The organism is Algoriphagus sp. PAP.12 (assembly GCF_026652115.1).
Lineage (GTDB): Bacteria > Bacteroidota > Bacteroidia > Cytophagales > Cyclobacteriaceae > Algoriphagus.
Genome location: NZ_JAPPSQ010000007.1, coordinates 115,680 through 135,959 on the forward strand (window position 1 = coordinate 115,680; position 20,280 = coordinate 135,959).

Consider the following 20,280-nt stretch of genomic DNA (forward strand, 5'->3'; position numbering starts at 1 on the left):
ATTAAATGCATGAAATCAAAACAGACAGTAAAGGTAGTTGTGACAATAGCAGCGTCTACGCTCGCTATTCTGCATCTTCTTTTTCCAAAGATCAATATTGATCTTATTACGGTTTTATTATTGGCTTTGGCTGTTATTCCATGGGTTGAGACACTTTTCAAATCTGTAGAGTTACCCGGTGGCTTAAAACTTGAATTTCAAGAATTGCGAAAACTTGAAGAGGAAGCCCAAAAGGTAGGGTTAATTAGTTCTGAAGATGTAAAAAAAGAGCCGGGAGAAGAAGAGGCTGGGAAAAGACTATTTGTTGAGCTAGCTGAACAAAATCAAGAACTGGCTTTGGTGAGCTTAAGACTGGATATTGAAAAGTGCCTACGAAGCATTGCTTTAAAATATGATCTAAAGACCCAGAAGTTGGGGATAAACAATCTCTTAAGGGAACTTGCTTCACATCATATTATTCCGATTGAAGAGGAAAGTGTTTTAAAAGACATGATCGGGGTGTTGAATCAAGCTTCGCATGGAGTGGAATATGATCAGAGGACGGCAAAATGGATAATTGAAGTCGGACCCAAAATCATTGAATCTCTTGAGAGTAAAGCCGAACATAGGGGAGGTAATTTTTCCCATTCTAATCCTGAAGCAAAGGAGCACTGGATAGACAAATCATTCCAAGAATGTGAGTGGGTAACTAATGTTGAATGGGGAGAATGCATCAATAAACATCGAGATCTTTGGGAAAAAGAACTGAACAATGTTTTCAATACTTTATTGCGAAAACTAGATCCAAGCAAAAAAGCCATGCTCGAAGATTCTCAGAAACACTGGGAAAGTCAGCTCGAAATTGACAGGAATCTTGTTTTTTCTTTTGATGATTTGCAATTCAAAGTTGGACGCGAAGGAATGTTTATTGCCTCTATTTCTTTTATGAATAGGATTAGACAAAGAGCTTTAGAGCTTGAGGAGATATTGACGGCCTTGGTATAAGTACATTATTTATATAAATACTTCAAAGTAAAGGCCAAATTCAATCTTTTTTCTTGGATACTTTCTTAATATAGGCAATTCTGTTTTTATGGCCTGATCTAGAAGCTTCTGATTTGGTTTTGTCTCTTGAAGAACGATATGCATTGCTCGTTGCACAAATTCCATTGTTTTTGACAATAACTCCAGTTACCTCAGGATTTCTTGTTTTGTAGGAACATTTATCAAAGCTTATTTGAAATCCAGCTTCCCTTAATCCCTCTAGTATTTTAGAAGTTTGATCCTTAAAGTCGACTGGGGAAGAGATTGTAATGTCATCAACATAGACTGTAACCTTATATCCTAGGCCTATGTAGCTCTGAAAAATATTGCTAGATCTGTCTTCTAAAACCATAGCTGCTAAATAAGAAGAAGTCGGGCATCCCTGAGGGATACTTCCTTTTGTAGTGCAAATCCTGGTTATTAGTCTAGCCACATCGGGATAAAAGCCTCTTTTCCTCAAGGCGTTTTCTACCCATGAAAAATGTATGGATGTATAGAATCCTTTAAAATCTGCTTGGAAGAAGAATTTATTTCCCTGATGAAATCTACCATTCTTAACTGCATCCTTTCCTTTTACTCCTCCGAAAAAATAATCTGGTAAAGGGAAGTTTGTACTTAATAACTGCAAAATTTTTGATTGAACATGCTTTAATTTTTCAACAGGAGCATTTATCGGTCTTGTTTGAATCACCCCGCCTTTTATTTTCGGGTTTCCTGATTTGTCTTTTTTTACCTCATTCCATTGCTTGTAAAATCTAGAATCATCTTCCTCTATCGAATCAAATAGAGACTTGAGCTCATTTGGTGGAACTTTTAAGGCAAAGGCGAGATCTTTGATTCTACTTTTCAATTTTTTAAAGGATCAGATAGGAATGCTTTGGATATAACATCTTTCATTGTATCCTCTAAAAAATGGTAGACTTCCTTTTTAGAATCATCAACATCGTTAATATCTAAAGATAAAAAAACAAGAATTGGTGTTGGTATAGATAAATTTTGGGCGATATCCTTTAATAGCCCTAAGGTGGGTTCCTTCTTACCTTTTTCGATTAATGATAGATATGGTTGAGATAGTCCGCATTTATTTGCAAACTCCCCCTGATTAAACCCTTTCCTTAATCGAAGGTCTTTGATTGTTTTTCCAATATTCATAGTAGAATGTGTTAAAAAAGAAATGTGAAGTGGGATTAGAACAATTGATCAATGTCGTCGATTCCAAAGAGTTTCAAAAACCTCATTGCAATAAGGAGAAATTTTAAAGGGGCATCACGGCTATTACCATCAATTTCCCTTTTGGATAACTCCTCAAGTTCATTTAAAATTTCTTCCAAAAGAACTTTGTCTTCATCCGAGAACCCGTACCCGTTCTCATTTAGTAGCGACCTTAACTTTTCGCAAAGCAGGTCATTTTTGCGATTTTTTAATTTTTCTTTTTCCATATGGAGTTTGATTAAATTATTGACGGGATATCCGTCTGCTTAATTCAGACCCGTCAAAGCCATCCCATATTGGATACGGTAATTACACTTCACAATTTCTGCTTAAAGTCAGTAAACTGTTTTTTCTATTCTGTCAATAAGACTACATGTAATTAGACTGTTCTGGACCTATGGCTTTGTACCTGAGCGGCTTTCCGCTTTTCTGGGAAACCTTTCTGTACTGTGCTTTGGAGGAGGAACATGATTTAACTACAAAAACCCGCTGAAGGGTGGAGAGCAAGCTCTCTTCATTTGCCTCGATTATAAGGCACTTGGGATGGCAAATCGCAAACTTTCAAAGAACTACACTCAAATATACGGAGAAATATTACTCAGGGTTAAAAAAAAGTAATAAAAAGCTCATTTATTTTCTTTTACAGTAAAAGGGTGTGTCGATTTTTTTATGTTTTTGAGTCGGGTTTCCTTTTTCTTTAAAGGCAAGGCGGGGCTTTCCTTCGGCCAGGCAATCCACTCCCAATCTTTCTCAGTTTCCAAGAGAAAGGATTTTCGCTTCTATCCTTAAGCCTTTTCCCCCGTTTCGCCCACTCCTTTCGTTCCGATTCAGTCGCACCATTTTTCAAATGACAGCTCCTTTCTCTACACGCTAGGAAAGGGCTTTCACTCCCCACGGCTACCGCTTCACTCCACTTACCCTACTCCTAAGTCCCGGCAAGCCTGGGACTCGGGAAGGCCGTATCGTGAAGCCGTAGCCCGAACCTCTTTTAGGGGGGGGGCAAGCCTTTTTTGATTTTTCTTCCGAGCACGTCGGGATTTTTGTCCGTTTCGGTCGGTGAGCGCTCCGTTCCATTTTTTTCCTTTTATATCCCCCGGTCTTCGGTGTATGACACGACTATGCAAAGGTTGAGTGCGAACCTGCAACAGTCAAAAGTGCGCTCCGCCCTGATCTAAAAAACAGGGTCTCCTACGGACTACCTCTCAGTTTTTTATCCCAGGCTTTTGCCTTATGCAGAACCACCCTCTATGGGTTGCATGTCGGTCAGAACCTCAATACCAGTGGATAAAAAAAATGTCACTTCACGCCCACATATCGCCCTTCACTTCCAAAAATTTACCCCTTGTACTCGGGAAAAATCTCGGTTTAAGAGTCGGGTCGATCTTCCTAATATCCTTGGATATACCTGGTCTTTATGTGGCTGACAAACAACTAAATGATTTCATTATCAATCCTTTTCTGTCACACTTTAAACCACTATCACTATGAAAGCTTGGGAAAATTTCAACCAATTAGCGGAAATCGTCACCAACGAAATCATCGAAGGTATCCAAAATGAAAACCTTACATGGGAACAAGTATGGAGTCCTAAAAACTCTCCGAAGAATTATGCTTCCAACCGTCCTTATTTGGGATTCAATGCACTTTGGCTTGCCTGGGTGACTATTTCTAAGAAATTCAAAAGTCCCTATTTCCTGACCTATAATCAGGCAAAACACCTTGGCGGTAATGTCAAGAAGGATGAAAAAGGCTCTAAAGTCGTATTCTGGAAGATTTCCAAGTTTGTAAAAGGAAAGGCTATCAATGAAGAAGGAGAAAACGAGGACCTGTTTGGAAGGAAGTTTACCCCCTTTATCTGGACGGTTTTTAACATCGATCAAATAGAAGGTATTGATTTTACCCTAGAAGGTGCCGAGGAAAGGGTTTTTTCTCCGATCGAAACTTGCGAATCCATCATTTCAGGCTACACCACCTGCCCGAATATCATTCATGAAGGTGACGAGGCATTTTACAGCCCTTCCCGAGATTTTATCAATATGCCGGAAAAGGAATCCTTCAATCGAGACGAGCAATATTATTCAGTCTTATTTCATGAAATGATCCATAGCACAGGCCATTCCAGCAGATTAGGAAGATTTGCAGAAAGACCGGCTTTGGTTGGCTTTGGTTCGGTGGAATATTCCAAAGAGGAATTGATTGCCGAAATGGGAGCCAGTTTTCTGAATGCTCTTGCCGGAATCAAGGATGTCAATTTCAAAAACTCCTTGGCCTATCTGAAAGGATGGTTTAAACCACTACAGGAAGATCCAAAAATGCTGATTTATGCAGCCCAAAAAGCACATCAAGCAGCCAATTACATCCTTGGAATTGACCAAGAAGGGGAGGAGTAATTCTCCTTTTTTTTGTCAATTTTTTCTTTCCATCCACCAAAAAAAATCGACCCCCTTCGGTGGTACTTCTGAATAGGAGAGAAATTCTTGCAGGAAGTTTATCGCTCCACTAAATCAAAAAAGACCATGAATGATGGAGCTAAAAAACGGAAGAAATTTGGTTGCAGAATACCTACTTTAGGTCAAGTCAGGGATTATTTTCTAATGAACAGGTTCGAAACAGAAGAAGGGGAGCTTTTCTTTTTCTTTCACCGATCAACTTATAGGCGTTCCCAGTCCGGGGATCCAATTGGAGATTGGGTGAAAGCAGCAGACAGATGGATGTGGAACCTGGAAAACTGACAGGTTTTTGGATTAGTTAGAAATCTTTAATCTTCTAATCTTGGAGAAATAGGCATTATCAAAAAGTGATTGGTTCTTGCAAGATTTATTTCTAGTGTTTAAAATGTTGACATGGATTTGTCAAAAAAATTAACACTCGAAGAGGAAAGTCTCCGGGAAGAATTGGTGACCTTGGAGGAGCGTATCAGATTGAAGATTCGAAGGATCTGTGAAACCAATTTGAAATTGCCTTATGAGCGACTCGCAGCGGGTCGGCACCTAAAGGAATTGTGCTTGTTGGCGATTGCTTCAATAGACAATGGAGATGAAATCACGTTAGCGGCCAGTTTGAGGGAATTAAGAGAAAAGGGGATAAATATTTGAAATTTCGGATACGTTTAAAGCTTATCCAAAATTTCCCGAATCAACCGCTCCCTGTCCAGTTCCTTTTTTCTTTTTGTCCGTAGGCTTAAGATGTAAAGTATCCAAATCCCCCACGCAACTGCAAAAAGCAGAAAAGGATTTTCTGCTCCCAATGCTCCAATCATTGCAATGAAGCTGATGAAAATAGTTCCTAAAAATTTGATGGTTGGCCACATGATTGAACGGTTTGATAATCAATATACTATTTTACGGTTTTGGATCAAAGCGTGTTGGGTTTTACATATAAATAAATAAAAAAGTATTTATATAAATATGTGTTCAAATCTGTTTCGAATTTTCAAAGTCTGATCAATCGAGACGTGAACGCAAAAGCTGGTATTAGAATGGTACTAATAAAGGCCTTGGATAAAGTTTTGGTTAGTAGGGAATTAGTGGCTGTGTTTATGATTACACTTCTGAATGAAATACTCTGGACTGTGCCTTGTTTGGAAAACTAGTTTCAAAAATAATGACATGCCCATAACTATCCTTTAATCTCGACCAAATGGAAAATAACTTAATCATTGCCTTCGGAGACATCCACGGCTGCTATCAAGCCGCTGCCAAAGCCGTCAGGCTCAGCGAAGAATTGGATGCAAAAGCAATATTCCTCGGTGATTATGTAGATCGAGGTCCATCGGCAGTCAAAACACTTCAGATCCTAATCGAAGCCCAAAAGAAACATCCTGATTGGATCTTTATCAGGGGAAATCATGATCAGATGCTTTTGGACTTGATTGAGGAAAAAGCGAGTCCCATGGATATCGGTACCGTTCTCAATGGTGAATTTGACTATTGGCAAGCAGCTAAGTCTTTCTTCGAGTGGAAGGAATTAGATGCTGTGGGAAGGAAAGCAATTTATGATTTCTTAAATGGAACCATCCTATTTCACGAAACCCGAGATTTTATCTTTTGCCATGCTGTCTTGCGAGATACGGGTGAGGAACTTGGAAAAAAGTCAATGGATGAATTGATGTGGAATTATGATTATGAGCCACATTGGACCGGGAAGCGCTTTATTCATGGCCACTTACCGATAAGGAGTGTAAGTGAAACAGGGCAGGGCATCAATATCAATACCTGCTGTGGATATGGTGGGCTGCTTACTGGGTTGATATTTGATGAAATCAATCCAACCGATTATTCCACGATTCAAATCTCTGAAAATGGGGGTTTAGCTTAGGCCTAATTGGAAAAATCAAAAAAATGGAATCTCATAGTAAAGCAGCAATGTTTATATTTGAAAAATAGTCACCTACATATTTGGCCCAGAAAAAAGTGTGATCCAATTTCACATTTCGCCACTAGCTGGAATGCAAGAGATTGAAGTTCTTTATTGGGATTAGTTTTTCGTAAGTTCAATCCAAACTAATCCATTTATCTGAATTCATGCTGGAGCCACTCCTTATCGTCACGTTATTTCTCGGATCTGGATTTGTACTTTCCTTGGTCCAAGATTCACATTTGAAGAGGCCATTCCTTTCGAAGGTGGGATTTAGGCTAGTTAGCTTTGGTTCCTTCAGCTTTTTCATTTTGGGATCTTTTGCGGCATTGAAGTTTCTTTTTGGCTTCTAAAATTTTTTGCAATTCGTACAGCTCGTACGCATCGTACACCTCGCACCGTACGAAGTGTTCGAGGATCGATATTTGAAAAGATTCAATTGAAGTTCCAGGTAGATAGATCCCAGGATTTGATCAATTACAGGTTGAAGGGAAGTCCCTGAAGACTTTTCAAAAAAACAGCGGACAAGTTCTATTGGGGAAACGTTGGGACGAAACGTGGAAGTATCAATTCAAAAATCAGACAGATTCGCTACTGAATTAGCTACTGACTCCAAAAAATAAACCCTAACTACCAAGATTTCAGGCAGTTAGGGTGTTTGTTTGCAGAGAGTGGGGGATTCGAACCCCCGGTACGGTTTGACCCGTACGACAGTTTAGCAAACTGCTGGTTTAAGCCACTCACCCAACTCTCTGTTTTCCTTATTTAGGATAGCTATTTGTCCCTAAGGCGATGCAAATATAAACTAATTGAGAAGATTTTAGCAAACATTGGTGCATCACAAATTCATATTCAAAAAGTATTTTTTTAATTCCCTGACTTTCAAACGATATAATTTTTGAACTTTTGTAAATTCATGCCGTAGAATTCCTAGAAACAGGGAATTTTGTTCTCAACGCCCTTATTTTTGATTTGAAACTTTTATCGATATGCTTCTTCAGATTTCTAATGCATCCTTTTTAATAGAGAATTGTGAAAAAGACAAAAGCTGTATTTCAGTAAAGTCGGATTCACAAGATGAGCTTTATAGGCTATTTTGTTCTTCCAAAGCGTTGGAAATAGTTTCAGGCCCCATGCCATTTAAGCTGAGAGTTAGTAGACAAGAGTTTTCTAATTCTTTGATTATGCTAGTGAAAGAGATCGATTACACCAAATTTGATGGTGTGACACAGATTTCTTGAAAAAATTCAAAAAATCTTGAAAAAATTTCTTCCATCCTTTTTTGAGGATGAAAAGCATTTTTTGTTTTTGGATCAACTTTTTAAAGTATCTGAACAAATAAAGTATTGAAAATCAGTTTGTTTTGAAATTTTATTTTTCAATTTGGAATTTTTTTTAAAGAAAGTTTTTACCAAATTTTGCTTTAGAAAGTAGGATTTATCACCCAATAATTCCCCTTTAAAGTGATTAGCATTTCAAATATTGATCAATTGATTCCGGAGTATTTGAGGGAATCTGAGCATTTCTTTCTTGTCTGTTTGGACATTGAAGGAAATGTAAAGGATTGCAATGCGCTTTTCCGAAGAGCAATTTCAATCAAAGAAGGAAATTCCATTTTATCCGCATTAAATCAAGGGTTCAGAAATGAATTTGAGGGGTTGATGGATCAAATGATTCACTATCCGAGTAAGTCTCACCAAGTAATCTTAGATTTTGGTACAAGCAAACCAATTTCTTCTTCTTGGGAATTCACTATGTTGATCAATCAAGAAATGGATCCTGTTGGATTTATTGGAATTGGAGTAGAACTTTCACTTTTGGAAGGGAAGCTTTCTTGGGGAAATCTGATGGAGGTATTAAGCCTTGGGAAAGCCGATTTGGACGAAAATCTGAAATTTAGATCAGCTGATGACCAAATTTTGAAATGGTTAAATATTGATTCGGAAACATTGATTTCTAAAAGTCTTTTTGAGGTGCAAACGTTGGAACTTAATCTATTAGATCAGCTGAAGTTAAAAGAAATAGATCGGCTCAAAGACTTCTACCACTTCTCATTAGATGTTACTTCTGGATCTCATCAAGGTAAATTTTCGATCAACCTATTAAGGCATTCTAAAGGTTTTTTATTGCTCATGAGACAAATGAACCAATTGGTAAAAGAGGAAATTTTTACAAAGCCATTTACCGACTTTCAAATTGAATCATTTTCTGGTCCAGTTTGGATTCTTGAAAGAGACACTAGAATTGTCCAGCAAAATTCCTTTGCAGAAGGAGTTTCAGAAAAGTGGTTGAAGAAATTGGCGAAAGAAAGAGACCTTTTTGATCTCAAGTTTGCAAATGAAAAGTCTGACCGATTCTTGGAATTGATTGGAGATGCTTTTGAAGGAAATGAAAAAGATCTGAACCTTCAGATAAAAACAAAGAACGGAACTGCTGAATATTGGACATTTCAGGTTAAGCCATTAAAGGTTAACCCAGAAAAAGTTTTTGTGATGGTTTACGCCATAGATATGACAGCTATCAATTCCAAATTAGTAAAAATGGAAGGTGAGTTAGAGACCTTGAGAGAATTGGCGCTGTGCCCATCTCATATTTTGAGATCTCCTCTTTCGTCTATGCTAGGTCTACTTGAGTTGATTGACTATAGAAAGTTAGATCCTGAGAACCAGCGATATATTTCTTACTTAAAGCCGCTTGCTCAAGAGCTGGATGACGTGATCAGAAGCAATGCCAAGAAAATGGCTGCGTTCGATTAAAGGATCCCGTTTAAGCTGAAAAGAGAAAGTTTCGGGGGGATTTCAGGAAATCCTGAGTAAGAAAACTGTTCAGAACTAATCAAAAGCTGCTTGTTTTCTCCCAAGCTTATCCCTTCTGTGTTTCCTCGGATGGTCAAATATCCAATTTTTATAAACTGAGTACGAGAACTAAGTTTTCCATTTCCCTGAATGCTTCCAAAAAGGGAAAGAAACTGCTCATAAGGTTTCGTGCCTTGTGGTTTTATACCCAAAAGTAAAATTTGGCCACTTTCTGAATCTATTTCCGCTCCTGTTACCATACAGTCGGTCTGGACTGATTCAATAAAATTGGCATTTTGATTTTCCTGATTGATCTCCAAAGTATAGTGATCCGAATCAAGAGTAGATGGGATTTTGGTGAAAATATGAAGTTGATTGTTTGAGAAAACCATTGCCTCACAATCAAACCGATGGTCTTCCCTTGAGGTAAAATCAATCTGATCAGGATAGATGAAATTGAGTTTTTCTCCTGTAACACTTGTTTTGGTGAGTAAATCTGAAATAGAAACCTTGTAAACTGCTAAGTCTTTCCGATACCCTAGATTATTGCCAAAATCCCCGATAAAGAGATGGGTGTCGCTTTGTGCTAATTCTTCCCAGTCTCTGTTTTGGGAGTTTTCTATAGTGATACTTCTTAGGACTTTCCCTGTGTTTGGATCCAGTTCATGAACTTGGTTGGTGTTATCACCATCATTGATAGAAAAAAGGCGTCCTTCAATCCAGGCGAGACCGGAGGTTTCGTTTTGGGAAGATTCTAGATTAGACTTTTCCAAACCGACTAAAGTCAAGAGATTCCCCTCAGGATCAATCTTTATGGTGTTGACTTCATAATCATTGTCACTCGCATCTAATTCAACTTGATAGGTTTTCTCAGAACCCAATTCCAATTGATCAAAAAAGGAAAAGGACTTGGAGCTTGAATAAGGTACTTCAATTTCAATTTGTCCTGTATTGTTGGTGTAAAGCTGAAAGAGCTTTGAGTTGGAATTTGAAAATTCAACTGAACTGGGAGCCTGTAAACTTGGAAGTCCAATTTTCTTATTTGAATTGATCACAATCCGAGAATTGTTCCGAGTTCCTACAAGATTGACAGTTTGTTCTCGATTAGAAAGGGTAAACGTGCCACCCAAAGTGATTTGAGCTTCCTTTGAAAATTCAGATGAATTAGCACTTTGGAAAGAATACAGATAGGTTTCAAAAGGCAAAACAATGAATTCCTGAATTGGACTTTCATTAGGGTGAATGGTCAATTCATTTGTTTCCGAGGTGCTTTGATTAGTTAATGAAATGGTGATTTCATCTTCAAAACTTTCAGGGAAGTTTTTGTCAGAGTTTGTGAGCTGGATTTCAGAAATAGATATCCTTCCATGACCTTCTGGAATTGGACTTGGTTTTTCGTCCTCTTTACAAGCTCCAAGGAGGAAAATACATCCTAAAAAGTAAAATAAGCGTAGAGAAACCAAATTGTTTTTCATAAGGTCAAATTCGAAAGAATTTAAAAATTAAAAGGTATAAAAACTTGAATGTCAAATCGATACTTTGTTTTTAAAACCAAAGTAAGCTACTGTCACCATAACTCAAGAATCGATAATCTCTTTCCAAAGCATCTTGATAGACCTTTTTCCAATCATCGCCTAGCATCGCAGCGATTAGCAGGACCAAAGTAGTTCCTGGTTGATGGAAATTGGTAATGAGTCCTTCGATCATCTGAAATTGATATCCAGGGAAAATAAAGATCTCTGTTGTCCCCATCAATTCTCCTAGGCCTGAGGAATCCATAAATTCCAAAACTGCTTTCAAGGATTCTTTTTTGGGTGGAAGGGACTTTCTGTCTTCGTAAGGGAATAGCTTTTCGATTTTGAATTCTTTTCCTTTTCCTTCAATAAGCTTCACGCCAAACCAAAACAAACTTTCCAAACTTCTCACAGATGTGGTACCCACCGCAATGGTTTTGCCTTCCTGTTCCATGCATAGTTGGATAGTCTCCCGGCTCAAATGAATCTGCTCGCTATGCATGGGATGTTCTGTTACCTTATCAACTTTGATTGGTTGAAAGGTCCCTGCAGACACGTGCAAGGTCACTTGAGCTTCCTTGATACGCTTGGATCGGATTTTTTCAAATACCTCATTGGTGAAATGAAGACCAGCTGTAGGTGCCGCAACAGCGCCTTCTTTTTTGGAGTAAACCGTTTGGTATCGAGATTTGTCCTCCTCATCTGCCTGACGGTTCAAATAGGGCGGAAGTGGCACTTCACCGCTCGCTTCGACTATATCCACGAATGGCAATGAGAAATCAGACCAGCTGAATTCTACTCGTTTTGTATCTCTATCAATGATTTTGGCAGAGAGTATAATCTCTTTTCCGCGGAAAGGAATTCTTCCTTTGAGTATTTCACCATCTTTCCACTTTCGGGCATTCCCGATCATGCATTCCCATTGGACAGGATGCTTTGCGAGCATGATTTCCGGAATGACGGTACTTGGGGAAACTGGCTGCAAAAGAAAAATCTCAATCCTAGCGCCTGTTTCTCTCTGGAAAATCAATCTTGCTGGAATGACTTTCGTGTCATTATAAACCAATAGACTTCCAGACTCAATCAAATTGGGGATTTCAAAAAAATGAAGATGTTCGATTTTCCCATTTTTATAATGGAGTAGCTTCGATTGATCCCTTTTTTCCAAAGGATATTTAGCAATTCGATCTTCGGGTAGTGTATATTCGTAGTCTCTTAAATTGACGAGAGGCTCTAGCATAATATGAGATTTGAAAGGGCAAATATAGCTCCTTCTATTCTTTTGGCCTCTTTTTCCAGCATTTGCATGAATACCACCAATCTAAAATTTGAAATAATACCTCGCACACTTCAATTCCGATTTGATGCGGGAACTTCTAGGGGAGTCCTCAGAACTAGAAATATTTGGTGGGTAAAAGCCTATAGTCCTGAGAATTCCGAGTTTATAGGTTGGGGAGAGGCAGCACCTTTGGTGAAGTTGAGCCCGGACGATAGGCCTGATTTCGAAGAGGTTTTGAAAGGGGTTTTGGAAAAATGTGAAAGGATAGAATGGCCAAATGCAGAAAATGAGATTATTTCTTTGATCAGAGAGTTAGTTCCTTTCGAATTGCCCTCAATTCGGTTTGGATTGGAGATGGCTTTACTAGATTGGCTTCAAGGTGGAGATAAGCGATTTTTCAAAAATTCATTTTTTGATGAAAAAAAAGCAATTCCTATCAATGGATTGATCTGGATGGGGGAAAGGGAATTTATGTTCTCCCAGATCAAAGAGAAATTGGATTCTGGATTCTCTTGTATCAAAATGAAGATTGGAGCGATTGATTTTGAACAAGAATTGGAATTGCTTTCCTATATCAGGAGTCAGTTTTCTGCAGAAGAGATTGTTTTGAGAGTGGATGCCAATGGAGCTTTTGCACCTAATGAGGCTTTGGAGAAATTGAAGAGACTTTCCGAATTGGAAATTCATAGCATCGAACAACCGATCAAAGCAGGTCAGTGGGAGGAAATGGCGAATTTGTGTGAAAAAACACCACTTCCGATTGCCTTGGATGAGGAATTAATTGGTTGTCATGAAAAAGAAGGTTTGCTGGATAAGATTCAGCCACAGCATATCATTTTAAAACCCACTTTGGTCGGTGGTTTTGATGAAAGCAGAGATTGGATTAAAAAAGCAGAAGATCGATCCATTGGATGGTGGATGACTTCTGCCTTAGAAAGTAATATTGGTCTGAATGCAATAGCACAATTAACCTCTCAATTCGAACCGATGATTCCTCAGGGATTGGGAACAGGGAAACTATATCATAATAATCTAGAATCCCCCCTTATGATTCAGTCTGGGAAATTAGTTTATGGAAACCACCCCTGGGAATTCCCTTCTTAATTAATTGGGAAAAGATAGACTGGCTGGTTTCCCATTGTTCGAAGAGAAGTTTCCTTCAATTCGCCTGTTTCCAAATTTCTATCGAATACCACGATATCACCTGACTTTTGGTGGGCAGAGATCAAGTATTTTCCATCCGGGGTTAGGTTGAAATTTCTTGGCATGATTCCACCAGAAGGATAATGAGCGATTAATTCGAAACTGCCATTTTCTCCTTTTCTAAATGCTGAAATGGTATTGGCATCACCTCGATTGGAAACATAGATGTTTTTGCCATATGGAGAAACACGGACCTCAGCTGCACCAACAGCTCCCTCAAATCCTTTCTCTAAAAGAGAAAGTCTTTGTTTCGAAGTCATTTTTCCGTCTTGATAATCAAAAACCTCTAGGACCGCAGTCATTTCCTGGACTACATAGACTTCTTTTCCATCAGGGGAAAAAGCCAAATGCCTTGGTCCATCTCCTGGAGTCATTTCTACTTTTTCTTTTAAGGATAAAGGAGCTTCATTTTCTGGAGTAAAATCATAAACATAAACTCCATTGGTGCCTAGATCTGCCACCAGTACATGTTTTCCTTCTCTATCAAATGTCGAGCTGTGTACGTGTGGGCCTTCCTGTCTATCAGGATTTGTTCCTTTTCCTTCGTGTTGGATGAGCTGGGAAAATGCCAAATTACCATCAGAGCCAACTTTAAAAGCTGAAAGACTTCCTCCGGTGTAATTGCTCAAAATCAGAAAATCTTCATTGGGAGAAAGAGAAATATGGCAAGGGTGATCACCTCCTGTTTCCAATGAGTCAATTAAGGTCAGGTGATTGGTAGATATATCTCTTTTAAAACTGGCGATTTTTCCCCCACCTTTTCCTGCTTCCTCTTGGAGCGAAAAAACAAGAGACCCCGATTGGTTTGCCAAAACAAAAGAAGGATTTGAAAAGTTAGAAACTAGGTTCTTTAGGTTGATGGAGTCGCTTTCAGGACTTACTGTTAAAAAATCGATGCCTTGATCGGATGAATTTGTATAGGTTCCAACCAAAAATTGATAGGTCATAGGAGTAGTTTTTTCTGTATCTTTTTGTTGTGGTACGGAGCAGGCAATTAGACCTGACAAAAGAATTGGAAGAAGTGATTTTTTCATTCTTAAATATAGGAAATGGATTTCTATCTGGATATCCCTGCTATTTAATTGAAATGGCTATTTTGATGAAAAAAATGAATCTTTTTGCTTTAAAATTTAATGAATTGGCAATTGATTGGTCAAAATGCAATAATTTTATTAATTTGCTAAGCTTTAAACCCTAAACCGAATGTATAATACTTACGATACGGAAGTCGCCAAGCGATTTACGATTTACAACTCACTTTTTTTAGATCTTCCTTTTCACGATATCTTTCGAACAGGAACTTTGCTCCCGATTTTAGGAACGGCCTGTCAGAAAGGTTTTGAATCTGGAAAGACGCCACGTGAAATCATTGAGGGATATTTTGAGGAGATGATGCCAAATGGGACTGAAGAAAAAAGAAACGACCTTTTGTTTCAGATGATTCAGTACGTCGAGCGTCAGGTGGTGCTTTTCGATTCTATCGAGGATGCAGCTTACGAAAAGATCAATGATCTGGGAGGAAAGGGCTCTGCCAAGGCTTTGATAAACCGGGCTGAAAGTGATCATAAGAAAGAAGAGTTGATAGAAAAATTAAAATCGTTTTCTGTTCGACTGACCCTTACTGCTCACCCGACTCAATTTTACCCTGGTAGTGTTTTGGGAATCATTACTGACTTGGAAAATGCTATCAGACAGGATGATTTGGGGCAAATCAATCTTTTGCTTCAGCAATTGGGAAAGACAGGCTTTATCAATAGAGAAAAGCCAAGTCCTCTTGAAGAAGCGGTAAGTTTGATTTGGTATCTGGAAAATGTCTTTTATCAAAGTATTTCTGATATCATGATTCGCCTTTTGAATAGATTGGATCAACCGCTTCATACCTGGGAAAACCCGGGACTTTTAAAAGTAGGTTTTTGGCCGGGTGGAGATCGTGACGGAAATCCTTTTGTGACTCATACTACGACAATAGAAGTAGCTGAAAAACTCAAAAAATCAGTATTGAGATGTTACTATCGAGATATCAGGAAGTTGAGAAGGAGAATGACTTTCAGCCATGTGGAAGAGATCATTGTCAAAGCGCTAAAAGGGATTTATTCTACTCTGTTTGAAGACAAACCTGTTTATAAAAACAAGGAGGAATTGTTGAGTGATTTGCTTCAAGCTAGAGAAGCATTGATCAAATACCACAATGGCTTGTTTTTGGAGCTTTTGGATGAGTTTATCCTGAAGGTGAAGATCTTTGGTTTTCACTTTGGGTACATGGATATGCGACAAGATAGTCGTAAACATGATAGTCTATGGGAAGAAGTATTTAAAATCAAAGGAATTGAGCTTGCTGAGACTGAACCTGAGCAAATTGAGCAGGTATTAGCGGTACAAAGCCTTCCAGATCTTCCTTATTTCAAAGATGAATTCCATAAGGAAATGCTTCAGTCTTTTGGAGCTATTGAGAAAGTTCAAGAAACAAATGGGGAAGATGTTCTTCACCGCTATATTATTTCCAACTGTCAATCTGCAAAGCACCTTTTAGAGGTGTTTAAATTGGCTCAATTGACTTTGGGAGAAGGAAAGCAAAATCTGACTTTGGATGTGGTTCCATTGTTTGAAACCATTGATGACTTGGCAGAAGCTCCAGAAATCATGGATTGGCTTTACAAACTACCTGTTTATAAAAAGCATTTGGCATCTAGAGGGAATAAGCAAACTATCATGCTTGGATTCTCGGATGGAACCAAAGATGGCGGTTACTTAAAAGCCAACTGGTCAATTTTGAGAGCAAAAGAAGAGTTGACCAGAGTTTCAAAAGACAATGGAATTGAAGTAGTCTTTTTTGACGGTAGAGGTGGACCTCCGGCACGTGGAGGAGGAAATATGCACAACTTCTATGCTTCCTTAGGTGAAAAAGTAGAGAATTCTGAGATTCAGGTTACTATTCAAGGACAGACTATTTCAGCCAACTATGGAAAGCAAGCTTCCTGTATCTACAACTTTGAACAGTTGCTAAGTGCTGGTCTTGAAAATCATTTGTATTCTGATGCTGAAAGAAACCTCTCTCAGTCGCAACGTGATTTGATTGAGGAGTTGGCGAATTTGGGGTATGAGTCATACAAAGACTTCAAAAACCATCCAAAGTTTGTTCCATATCTTGAGCATGTCACCCCATTGAAATATTTCGGAAAAACCAATATTGGATCTAGACCTTTGAAAAGAGGAAAAGGTGAAGGTTTGAAGTTCGAAGATTTAAGAGCTATTCCTTTTGTAGGTTCTTGGGCTCAAATGAAGCAAAATATTCCTGGTTATTATGGTGTAGGATCTGCTATCGAGCTGATGGAAAAAGAGGGGAGGACCGAAGAGCTTCAGAAATTGTATCAGGATAGTTTGTTCTTTAGAACGCTTTTAGGGAATTCCATGCAGTCTTTGAATAAATGCTTTTACCCAGCTACAGCATATCTAAAAGAAAATAAAGATTACGGAAGTTTCTGGGAGCTGATGTTCCGTGAATATGAAAGGTCTGTTGAGAAGTTGAAGGAAGTATCTCAAATGGATGAATTAATGGGGGATAATAAAGCTATCAAAACTTCAATAGCTATTCGAGAGAAAATCGTTCTTCCATTGATTACAATCCAACAGTATGCTATCCAAACAATGCTGGAAGAAGGTAAGAGCAAAGAAGTACTTCAAAAACTGATTCTAAGAAGTATGTTTGGAATTATCAATGCTGCTAGAAATGCAGCTTAAATGAGAGTTTATTATTCTGCTCATAAATAAAAATGGTCCCGGAATTTCCGGGACCATTTTTTATTGAGATTAGAATAGGAATTCTTAATCCTTCACGATCAGACCGTCTTTGATCAGTTGGCTTACGATAGTTTCAGAAAATGTCTTGGAGAAAGTCTCTATTGAAGCAGGGTTGGTAGTCTCTGACTGAGAAGACCAAACAAGTTCTTCAGTCTCTGCATCATAAAGGTTTGCTTCTAAATAATAGTTTTTATCTGTTGTATAGTAACCCGGATCATACATGACAGGATTATAGTAGCTATAATATCCCCAGAATCTTCCATAGTATCCATAACCCATCGGAGAGTACATCGTGGACCCAGGTACATATCTAGTTTCATTGGTTTGATCCAAAACAGCAACAGTCAAAATTGCATCACTTCCCAAAGCTTTGATTTTTTGAAGTACTTCATTTTTATCTACTCCACTGGTTTTGAAGCCAGGAGGTAAAATATTGAAACTACTTTGGGCATGTACTCCTTTTTCATTAAGCAAATTGTCCAAATCCTGCTCTACAGTTTGTCTCGCAAGAATATTGTCAGTCAATGCTGTGACAAAAAGATCGTCATAGCCAGTAGTAGACATGCTTGGACTAGTCCAAGAGCCTAGAATTTTCACACTTGGGGAACATGATCCCAAAACGATTAGAGTGAAAGCAAATAGAGTTGAAAGCCTTCTCATTGGTGTTTGTTTAAGATGTTTATTTATCAAGTTTTTTAAATAATAGATCAACAGCATTGTCAATGGTAGCTGGTGTGTTTTTGGCCTTATTGGGCAATGCTCTATCAATAGTGCCTACCCAAACTGCCTGATTTATTTTTTTGTCCACTAAGTGCATGGTCAAACTACCTTCCTGATAAGTGCCGACAGGCACTTCTTGGACTTGCCAAGTATAATTTCTTTGGCCAGTGTACATGAATGGATCTGTAGCCAAGCTTGTCTCTCTTGTTTGGACTTTTTCTTCCACTGTGATCCCTAAATTGATCAATAAGTCTGGACTTGTGGATGTTTGATTAAGACCTCTTTCAATAAATTTCTTTGAAATAGCCTCTTTAAGGTATTCGATGTTCTGTTCAAACTCTGGCTTCCCTGTATTTTCTGCATCTACAGCCACAAAGTCGAATGATTGATAATTTTTCAGATTAAAATCTGAGTATAAATCACTATCCACCACGACAGGGCCAGATGATCCACATGAGGCTAGAATGAGCCCAATCAATAAGAAACTTAAAATAGAAACTGCTCTCATGGTTTGAATATTAAACGGTTAAAATTTACAAATCTTTGAAGCTATTAAGATGCTACTTATCTGAGAAATACCAAGCCTACATTGATGCCAAGATTTGATTGTCCAGCAAGATTAGTGCTTTCAAATGTGTCTAAAACGGAGGTCACTGGTCCACAGTTTACGGTGATACTGGGCCAGGTATTCCGGGAATCACTGGGCCAAAATCCGGATAGATTTTCCGGAGGTCATTGGGCCAATCCTTAGCTTTTTTTCAGAAAGATTCCGGAGGTCATTGGGCCACTTTCCATGATACAGATTAGCCTTGTAGTCAACTAACAGAGACTGCATGGCTGGACAACGAATAACTATCATGGATTTAAGAAGCTTAATTACATTCAAGCAAAAAGGACTGAGTAATCGAAAAGTTGCCACTCTTCTTGGTGTGAACCGCAAGACCGTGGACAGATATGTCAAAAAATTCAAAGAGCTTTCATTGGGTTACCCGGAGCTAATAACCCTGGACAGTAAAGACCTGCAGGAACAGTTTACTGAAACGAGTCAAACGGAAAAGGAACGATACGAACAGTTATCCAGTCGGTTCGCCCACATGGAAAGTGAGATGAAGAAGCCAGGCTGTACTCTCCAGACTCTATGGAAGGATTACATGGATACGGTTTCGGATGGGTATCAATACAGTCAGTTTACCTGGCATTACCGGCAGTGGAAGAAGCGGTATACATCCAGTGGGAAGCTGACCCACCGGGCAGGAGAAAAGCTCTTTGTCGATTTTTGTGGAAAGAAAATGCACTATGTGGACCGGAGTACAGGAGAACAGATTGCTGTTGAAGTGTTTGTGGCCGTGTTACTCTGCAGTCAGTACACCTATGTCCGAGCAGTAGCCAGTCAGAAAAGAGAAGATTTTATCAGCTGTTTGGTACATTGCTTAGGGTGGCTGGGAGGAGTTCCTTATGCAATTGTTCCGGACAATCTTAAGGCTGCAGTCGATAAGGCGTCCAAATATGCCCCTATCCTCAATAAGACCTTTTCTGATTTTGGTCTCCATTATGGTTGTGCGCTTGATCCGACCCGCCCCTATAGACCTCAAGATAAATCCCTTGTTGAGCGCTCAGTTACTTTGGTTTACCAGCGTATTTTCTACCCCTTGCACAAACAGACATTTTTTAGTCTACAAGAGCTGAATGCAGCCATTGCCGACAAGTTGGAGGAATACAACGATTTTCTGTTAAGCCATGGACAAGGAAGCCGAAGAAGCCAGTTTCTGGATATTGAAAAGGAGTTTCTTCAACCTTTGCCGACAAGGATTTATAGCCTCCGGTATTTTAAAAGGGGGACGGTCCAAAAATCCTCCCATGTGTATCTGGGAGATGACAAAAGCTATTACAGCTGTCCTTATCGGTATATCGGCAAGCAGGTGGAACTACAATATAACCAAAACATTGTAGAGATATTTTACAATCAGGAACGGATTGCATCCCATTCCAGAGGGGCCAGAGGCCGCTACCATACCATAGGTGAGCACATGCCCAGCAGCCACCAATATTACAAAAACCGGAACATGGATTTTTTTGAACAGAGAGCCCAACAGGTGGGACAGAACACCCAAGCGTATATCAAACTACTCATCGGTCAATACCCTTATCCGGAAGTGGGATACAAACAGGCAGAAGGGATCCTTGCTTTTGGAAAAACCTTTGGGAAAGAACGGCTTGAAAGAGCATGTAAACGAGCTTTAGGGTTCGAAAAAGCCTCTTATCATACCTTGGAAAGGATTCTGAAAAATAAAATGGATATGGAAGAGAGTACGCTGGAAACAGAACATATAACCCCCGATCACAATAATATCAGAGGAGCTTATCAGTGATTCCTGCTCCA

19 protein-coding genes and 1 tRNA gene are annotated in these 20,280 nt (G+C 38.9%); 10 read left to right on the forward strand and 10 right to left on the reverse strand.

The features are described 5' to 3' along the window. Nucleotides 1-9: 9 nt before the first annotated feature. Nucleotides 10-984 (forward strand): lysozyme inhibitor LprI family protein, encoded by a 975-nt coding sequence (locus O0V13_RS10500; RefSeq protein ID WP_268034924.1) that lies wholly within the window; start codon nucleotides 10-12, stop codon nucleotides 982-984. Between the two features lie 40 nt (nucleotides 985-1,024). Here O0V13_RS10500 and O0V13_RS10505 read toward each other — a convergent pair whose 3' ends face one another. The 3 genes from O0V13_RS10505 to O0V13_RS10515 all read right to left on the reverse strand — a co-directional run bounded on the left by O0V13_RS10505 (nucleotide 1,025) and on the right by O0V13_RS10515 (nucleotide 2,462). Further along, nucleotides 1,025-1,714 (reverse strand): reverse transcriptase family protein, encoded by a 690-nt coding sequence (locus O0V13_RS10505; protein ID WP_268034925.1) that lies wholly within the window; start codon nucleotides 1,712-1,714, stop codon nucleotides 1,025-1,027. 155 nt (nucleotides 1,715-1,869) lie between these two features. Further along, entirely contained in the window at nucleotides 1,870-2,175 is a 306-nt protein-coding gene (locus tag O0V13_RS10510) for a helix-turn-helix domain-containing protein (RefSeq protein ID WP_111390971.1), read from the reverse strand. 35 nt (nucleotides 2,176-2,210) lie between these two features. Continuing rightward, entirely contained in the window at nucleotides 2,211-2,462 is a 252-nt protein-coding gene (locus O0V13_RS10515; protein ID WP_111390972.1) for a hypothetical protein, read from the reverse strand. Nucleotides 2,463-3,719: 1,257 nt separating this feature from the next. Here O0V13_RS10515 and O0V13_RS10520 point away from each other — a divergent pair. The 3 genes from O0V13_RS10520 (at nucleotide 3,720) to O0V13_RS10530 (ending at nucleotide 5,330) form a co-directional block, all read left to right on the forward strand. Continuing rightward, nucleotides 3,720-4,625, forward strand: coding sequence for an ArdC family protein (locus tag O0V13_RS10520; RefSeq protein WP_268034926.1), 906 nt, complete (start codon nucleotides 3,720-3,722; stop codon nucleotides 4,623-4,625). A 204-nt stretch (nucleotides 4,626-4,829) separates the two neighbouring features. Then, nucleotides 4,830-4,967, forward strand: a complete 138-nt coding sequence (locus tag O0V13_RS10525) for a hypothetical protein (RefSeq protein ID WP_268034927.1) — start codon at nucleotides 4,830-4,832, stop codon at nucleotides 4,965-4,967. Nucleotides 4,968-5,084: 117 nt separating this feature from the next. Further along, nucleotides 5,085-5,330, forward strand: a complete 246-nt coding sequence (locus tag O0V13_RS10530) for a hypothetical protein (RefSeq protein WP_268034928.1) — start codon at nucleotides 5,085-5,087, stop codon at nucleotides 5,328-5,330. 14 nt (nucleotides 5,331-5,344) lie between these two features. On the opposite strand, the gene O0V13_RS10535 is transcribed toward O0V13_RS10530, so the two are convergent. Then, nucleotides 5,345-5,545, reverse strand: a complete 201-nt coding sequence (locus O0V13_RS10535) for a hypothetical protein (protein WP_111390986.1) — start codon at nucleotides 5,543-5,545, stop codon at nucleotides 5,345-5,347. A gap of 329 nt (nucleotides 5,546-5,874) precedes the next feature. On the opposite strand from O0V13_RS10535, the gene O0V13_RS10540 reads away from it, so the two are divergent. After that, a complete protein-coding gene (locus tag O0V13_RS10540; RefSeq protein ID WP_268034929.1) occupies nucleotides 5,875-6,552 on the forward strand; it encodes a metallophosphoesterase in 678 nt (225 codons plus the stop codon). Between the two features lie 704 nt (nucleotides 6,553-7,256). On the opposite strand, the gene O0V13_RS10545 is transcribed toward O0V13_RS10540, so the two are convergent. After that, nucleotides 7,257-7,345: transfer RNA gene (locus O0V13_RS10545), tRNA-Ser, on the reverse strand. A 235-nt stretch (nucleotides 7,346-7,580) separates the two neighbouring features. Here O0V13_RS10545 and O0V13_RS10550 point away from each other — a divergent pair. Together O0V13_RS10550 and O0V13_RS10555 are read left to right on the forward strand one after the other, a co-directional pair. After that, complete coding sequence (locus O0V13_RS10550; RefSeq protein WP_268034930.1) at nucleotides 7,581-7,832, forward strand: hypothetical protein; 252 nt, start codon at nucleotides 7,581-7,583, stop codon at nucleotides 7,830-7,832. A 222-nt stretch (nucleotides 7,833-8,054) separates the two neighbouring features. After that, complete coding sequence (locus O0V13_RS10555; protein ID WP_268034931.1) at nucleotides 8,055-9,347, forward strand: hypothetical protein; 1,293 nt, start codon at nucleotides 8,055-8,057, stop codon at nucleotides 9,345-9,347. Here O0V13_RS10555 and O0V13_RS10560 read toward each other — a convergent pair. Both O0V13_RS10560 and O0V13_RS10565 read right to left on the reverse strand, forming a co-directional pair. Further along, nucleotides 9,344-10,861: a hypothetical protein gene (locus O0V13_RS10560; protein WP_268034932.1), complete on the reverse strand. Its 1,518-nt coding sequence runs from the start codon at nucleotides 10,859-10,861 to the stop codon at nucleotides 9,344-9,346. The two genes, O0V13_RS10555 and O0V13_RS10560, sit on opposite strands and share 4 nt — an antisense overlap. Nucleotides 10,862-10,931: 70 nt before the next feature. Beyond that, nucleotides 10,932-12,140: an S-adenosylmethionine:tRNA ribosyltransferase-isomerase gene (locus O0V13_RS10565; protein WP_268034933.1), complete on the reverse strand. Its 1,209-nt coding sequence runs from the start codon at nucleotides 12,138-12,140 to the stop codon at nucleotides 10,932-10,934. Nucleotides 12,141-12,143: 3 nt separating this feature from the next. Between O0V13_RS10565 and O0V13_RS10570 the strand changes: the two genes are divergently transcribed. After that, the gene (locus tag O0V13_RS10570; RefSeq protein WP_268034934.1) at nucleotides 12,144-13,283 is read left to right on the forward strand and encodes an o-succinylbenzoate synthase; all 1,140 of its coding nucleotides are present in this window, start codon (nucleotides 12,144-12,146) and stop codon (nucleotides 13,281-13,283) included. Here O0V13_RS10570 and O0V13_RS10575 read toward each other — a convergent pair. After that, nucleotides 13,280-14,416 carry a lactonase family protein gene (locus O0V13_RS10575; RefSeq protein ID WP_268034935.1) on the reverse strand — a complete coding sequence of 379 codons (1,137 nt, stop codon included), beginning with the start codon at nucleotides 14,414-14,416 and terminating at the stop codon, nucleotides 13,280-13,282. The two genes, O0V13_RS10570 and O0V13_RS10575, sit on opposite strands and share 4 nt — an antisense overlap. Before the next feature lie 169 nt (nucleotides 14,417-14,585). Between O0V13_RS10575 and O0V13_RS10580 the strand changes: the two genes are divergently transcribed. Further along, nucleotides 14,586-17,120 carry a phosphoenolpyruvate carboxylase gene (locus O0V13_RS10580; protein ID WP_268034936.1) on the forward strand — a complete coding sequence of 845 codons (2,535 nt, stop codon included), beginning with the start codon at nucleotides 14,586-14,588 and terminating at the stop codon, nucleotides 17,118-17,120. Nucleotides 17,121-17,204: 84 nt separating this feature from the next. Here the strand turns inward: O0V13_RS10580 and O0V13_RS10585 are convergent, their stop codons facing one another. After that, a complete protein-coding gene (locus O0V13_RS10585; protein ID WP_268034937.1) occupies nucleotides 17,205-17,840 on the reverse strand; it encodes a hypothetical protein in 636 nt (211 codons plus the stop codon). 19 nt (nucleotides 17,841-17,859) lie between these two features. Further along, nucleotides 17,860-18,408: a DUF4136 domain-containing protein gene (locus O0V13_RS10590; protein WP_268034938.1), complete on the reverse strand. Its 549-nt coding sequence runs from the start codon at nucleotides 18,406-18,408 to the stop codon at nucleotides 17,860-17,862. A 349-nt stretch (nucleotides 18,409-18,757) separates the two neighbouring features. On the opposite strand from O0V13_RS10590, the gene istA reads away from it, so the two are divergent. Continuing rightward, nucleotides 18,758-20,269, forward strand: a complete 1,512-nt coding sequence (istA, locus tag O0V13_RS10595; protein WP_268034939.1) for an IS21 family transposase — start codon at nucleotides 18,758-18,760, stop codon at nucleotides 20,267-20,269. Nucleotides 20,270-20,280: the final 11 nt, after the last annotated feature.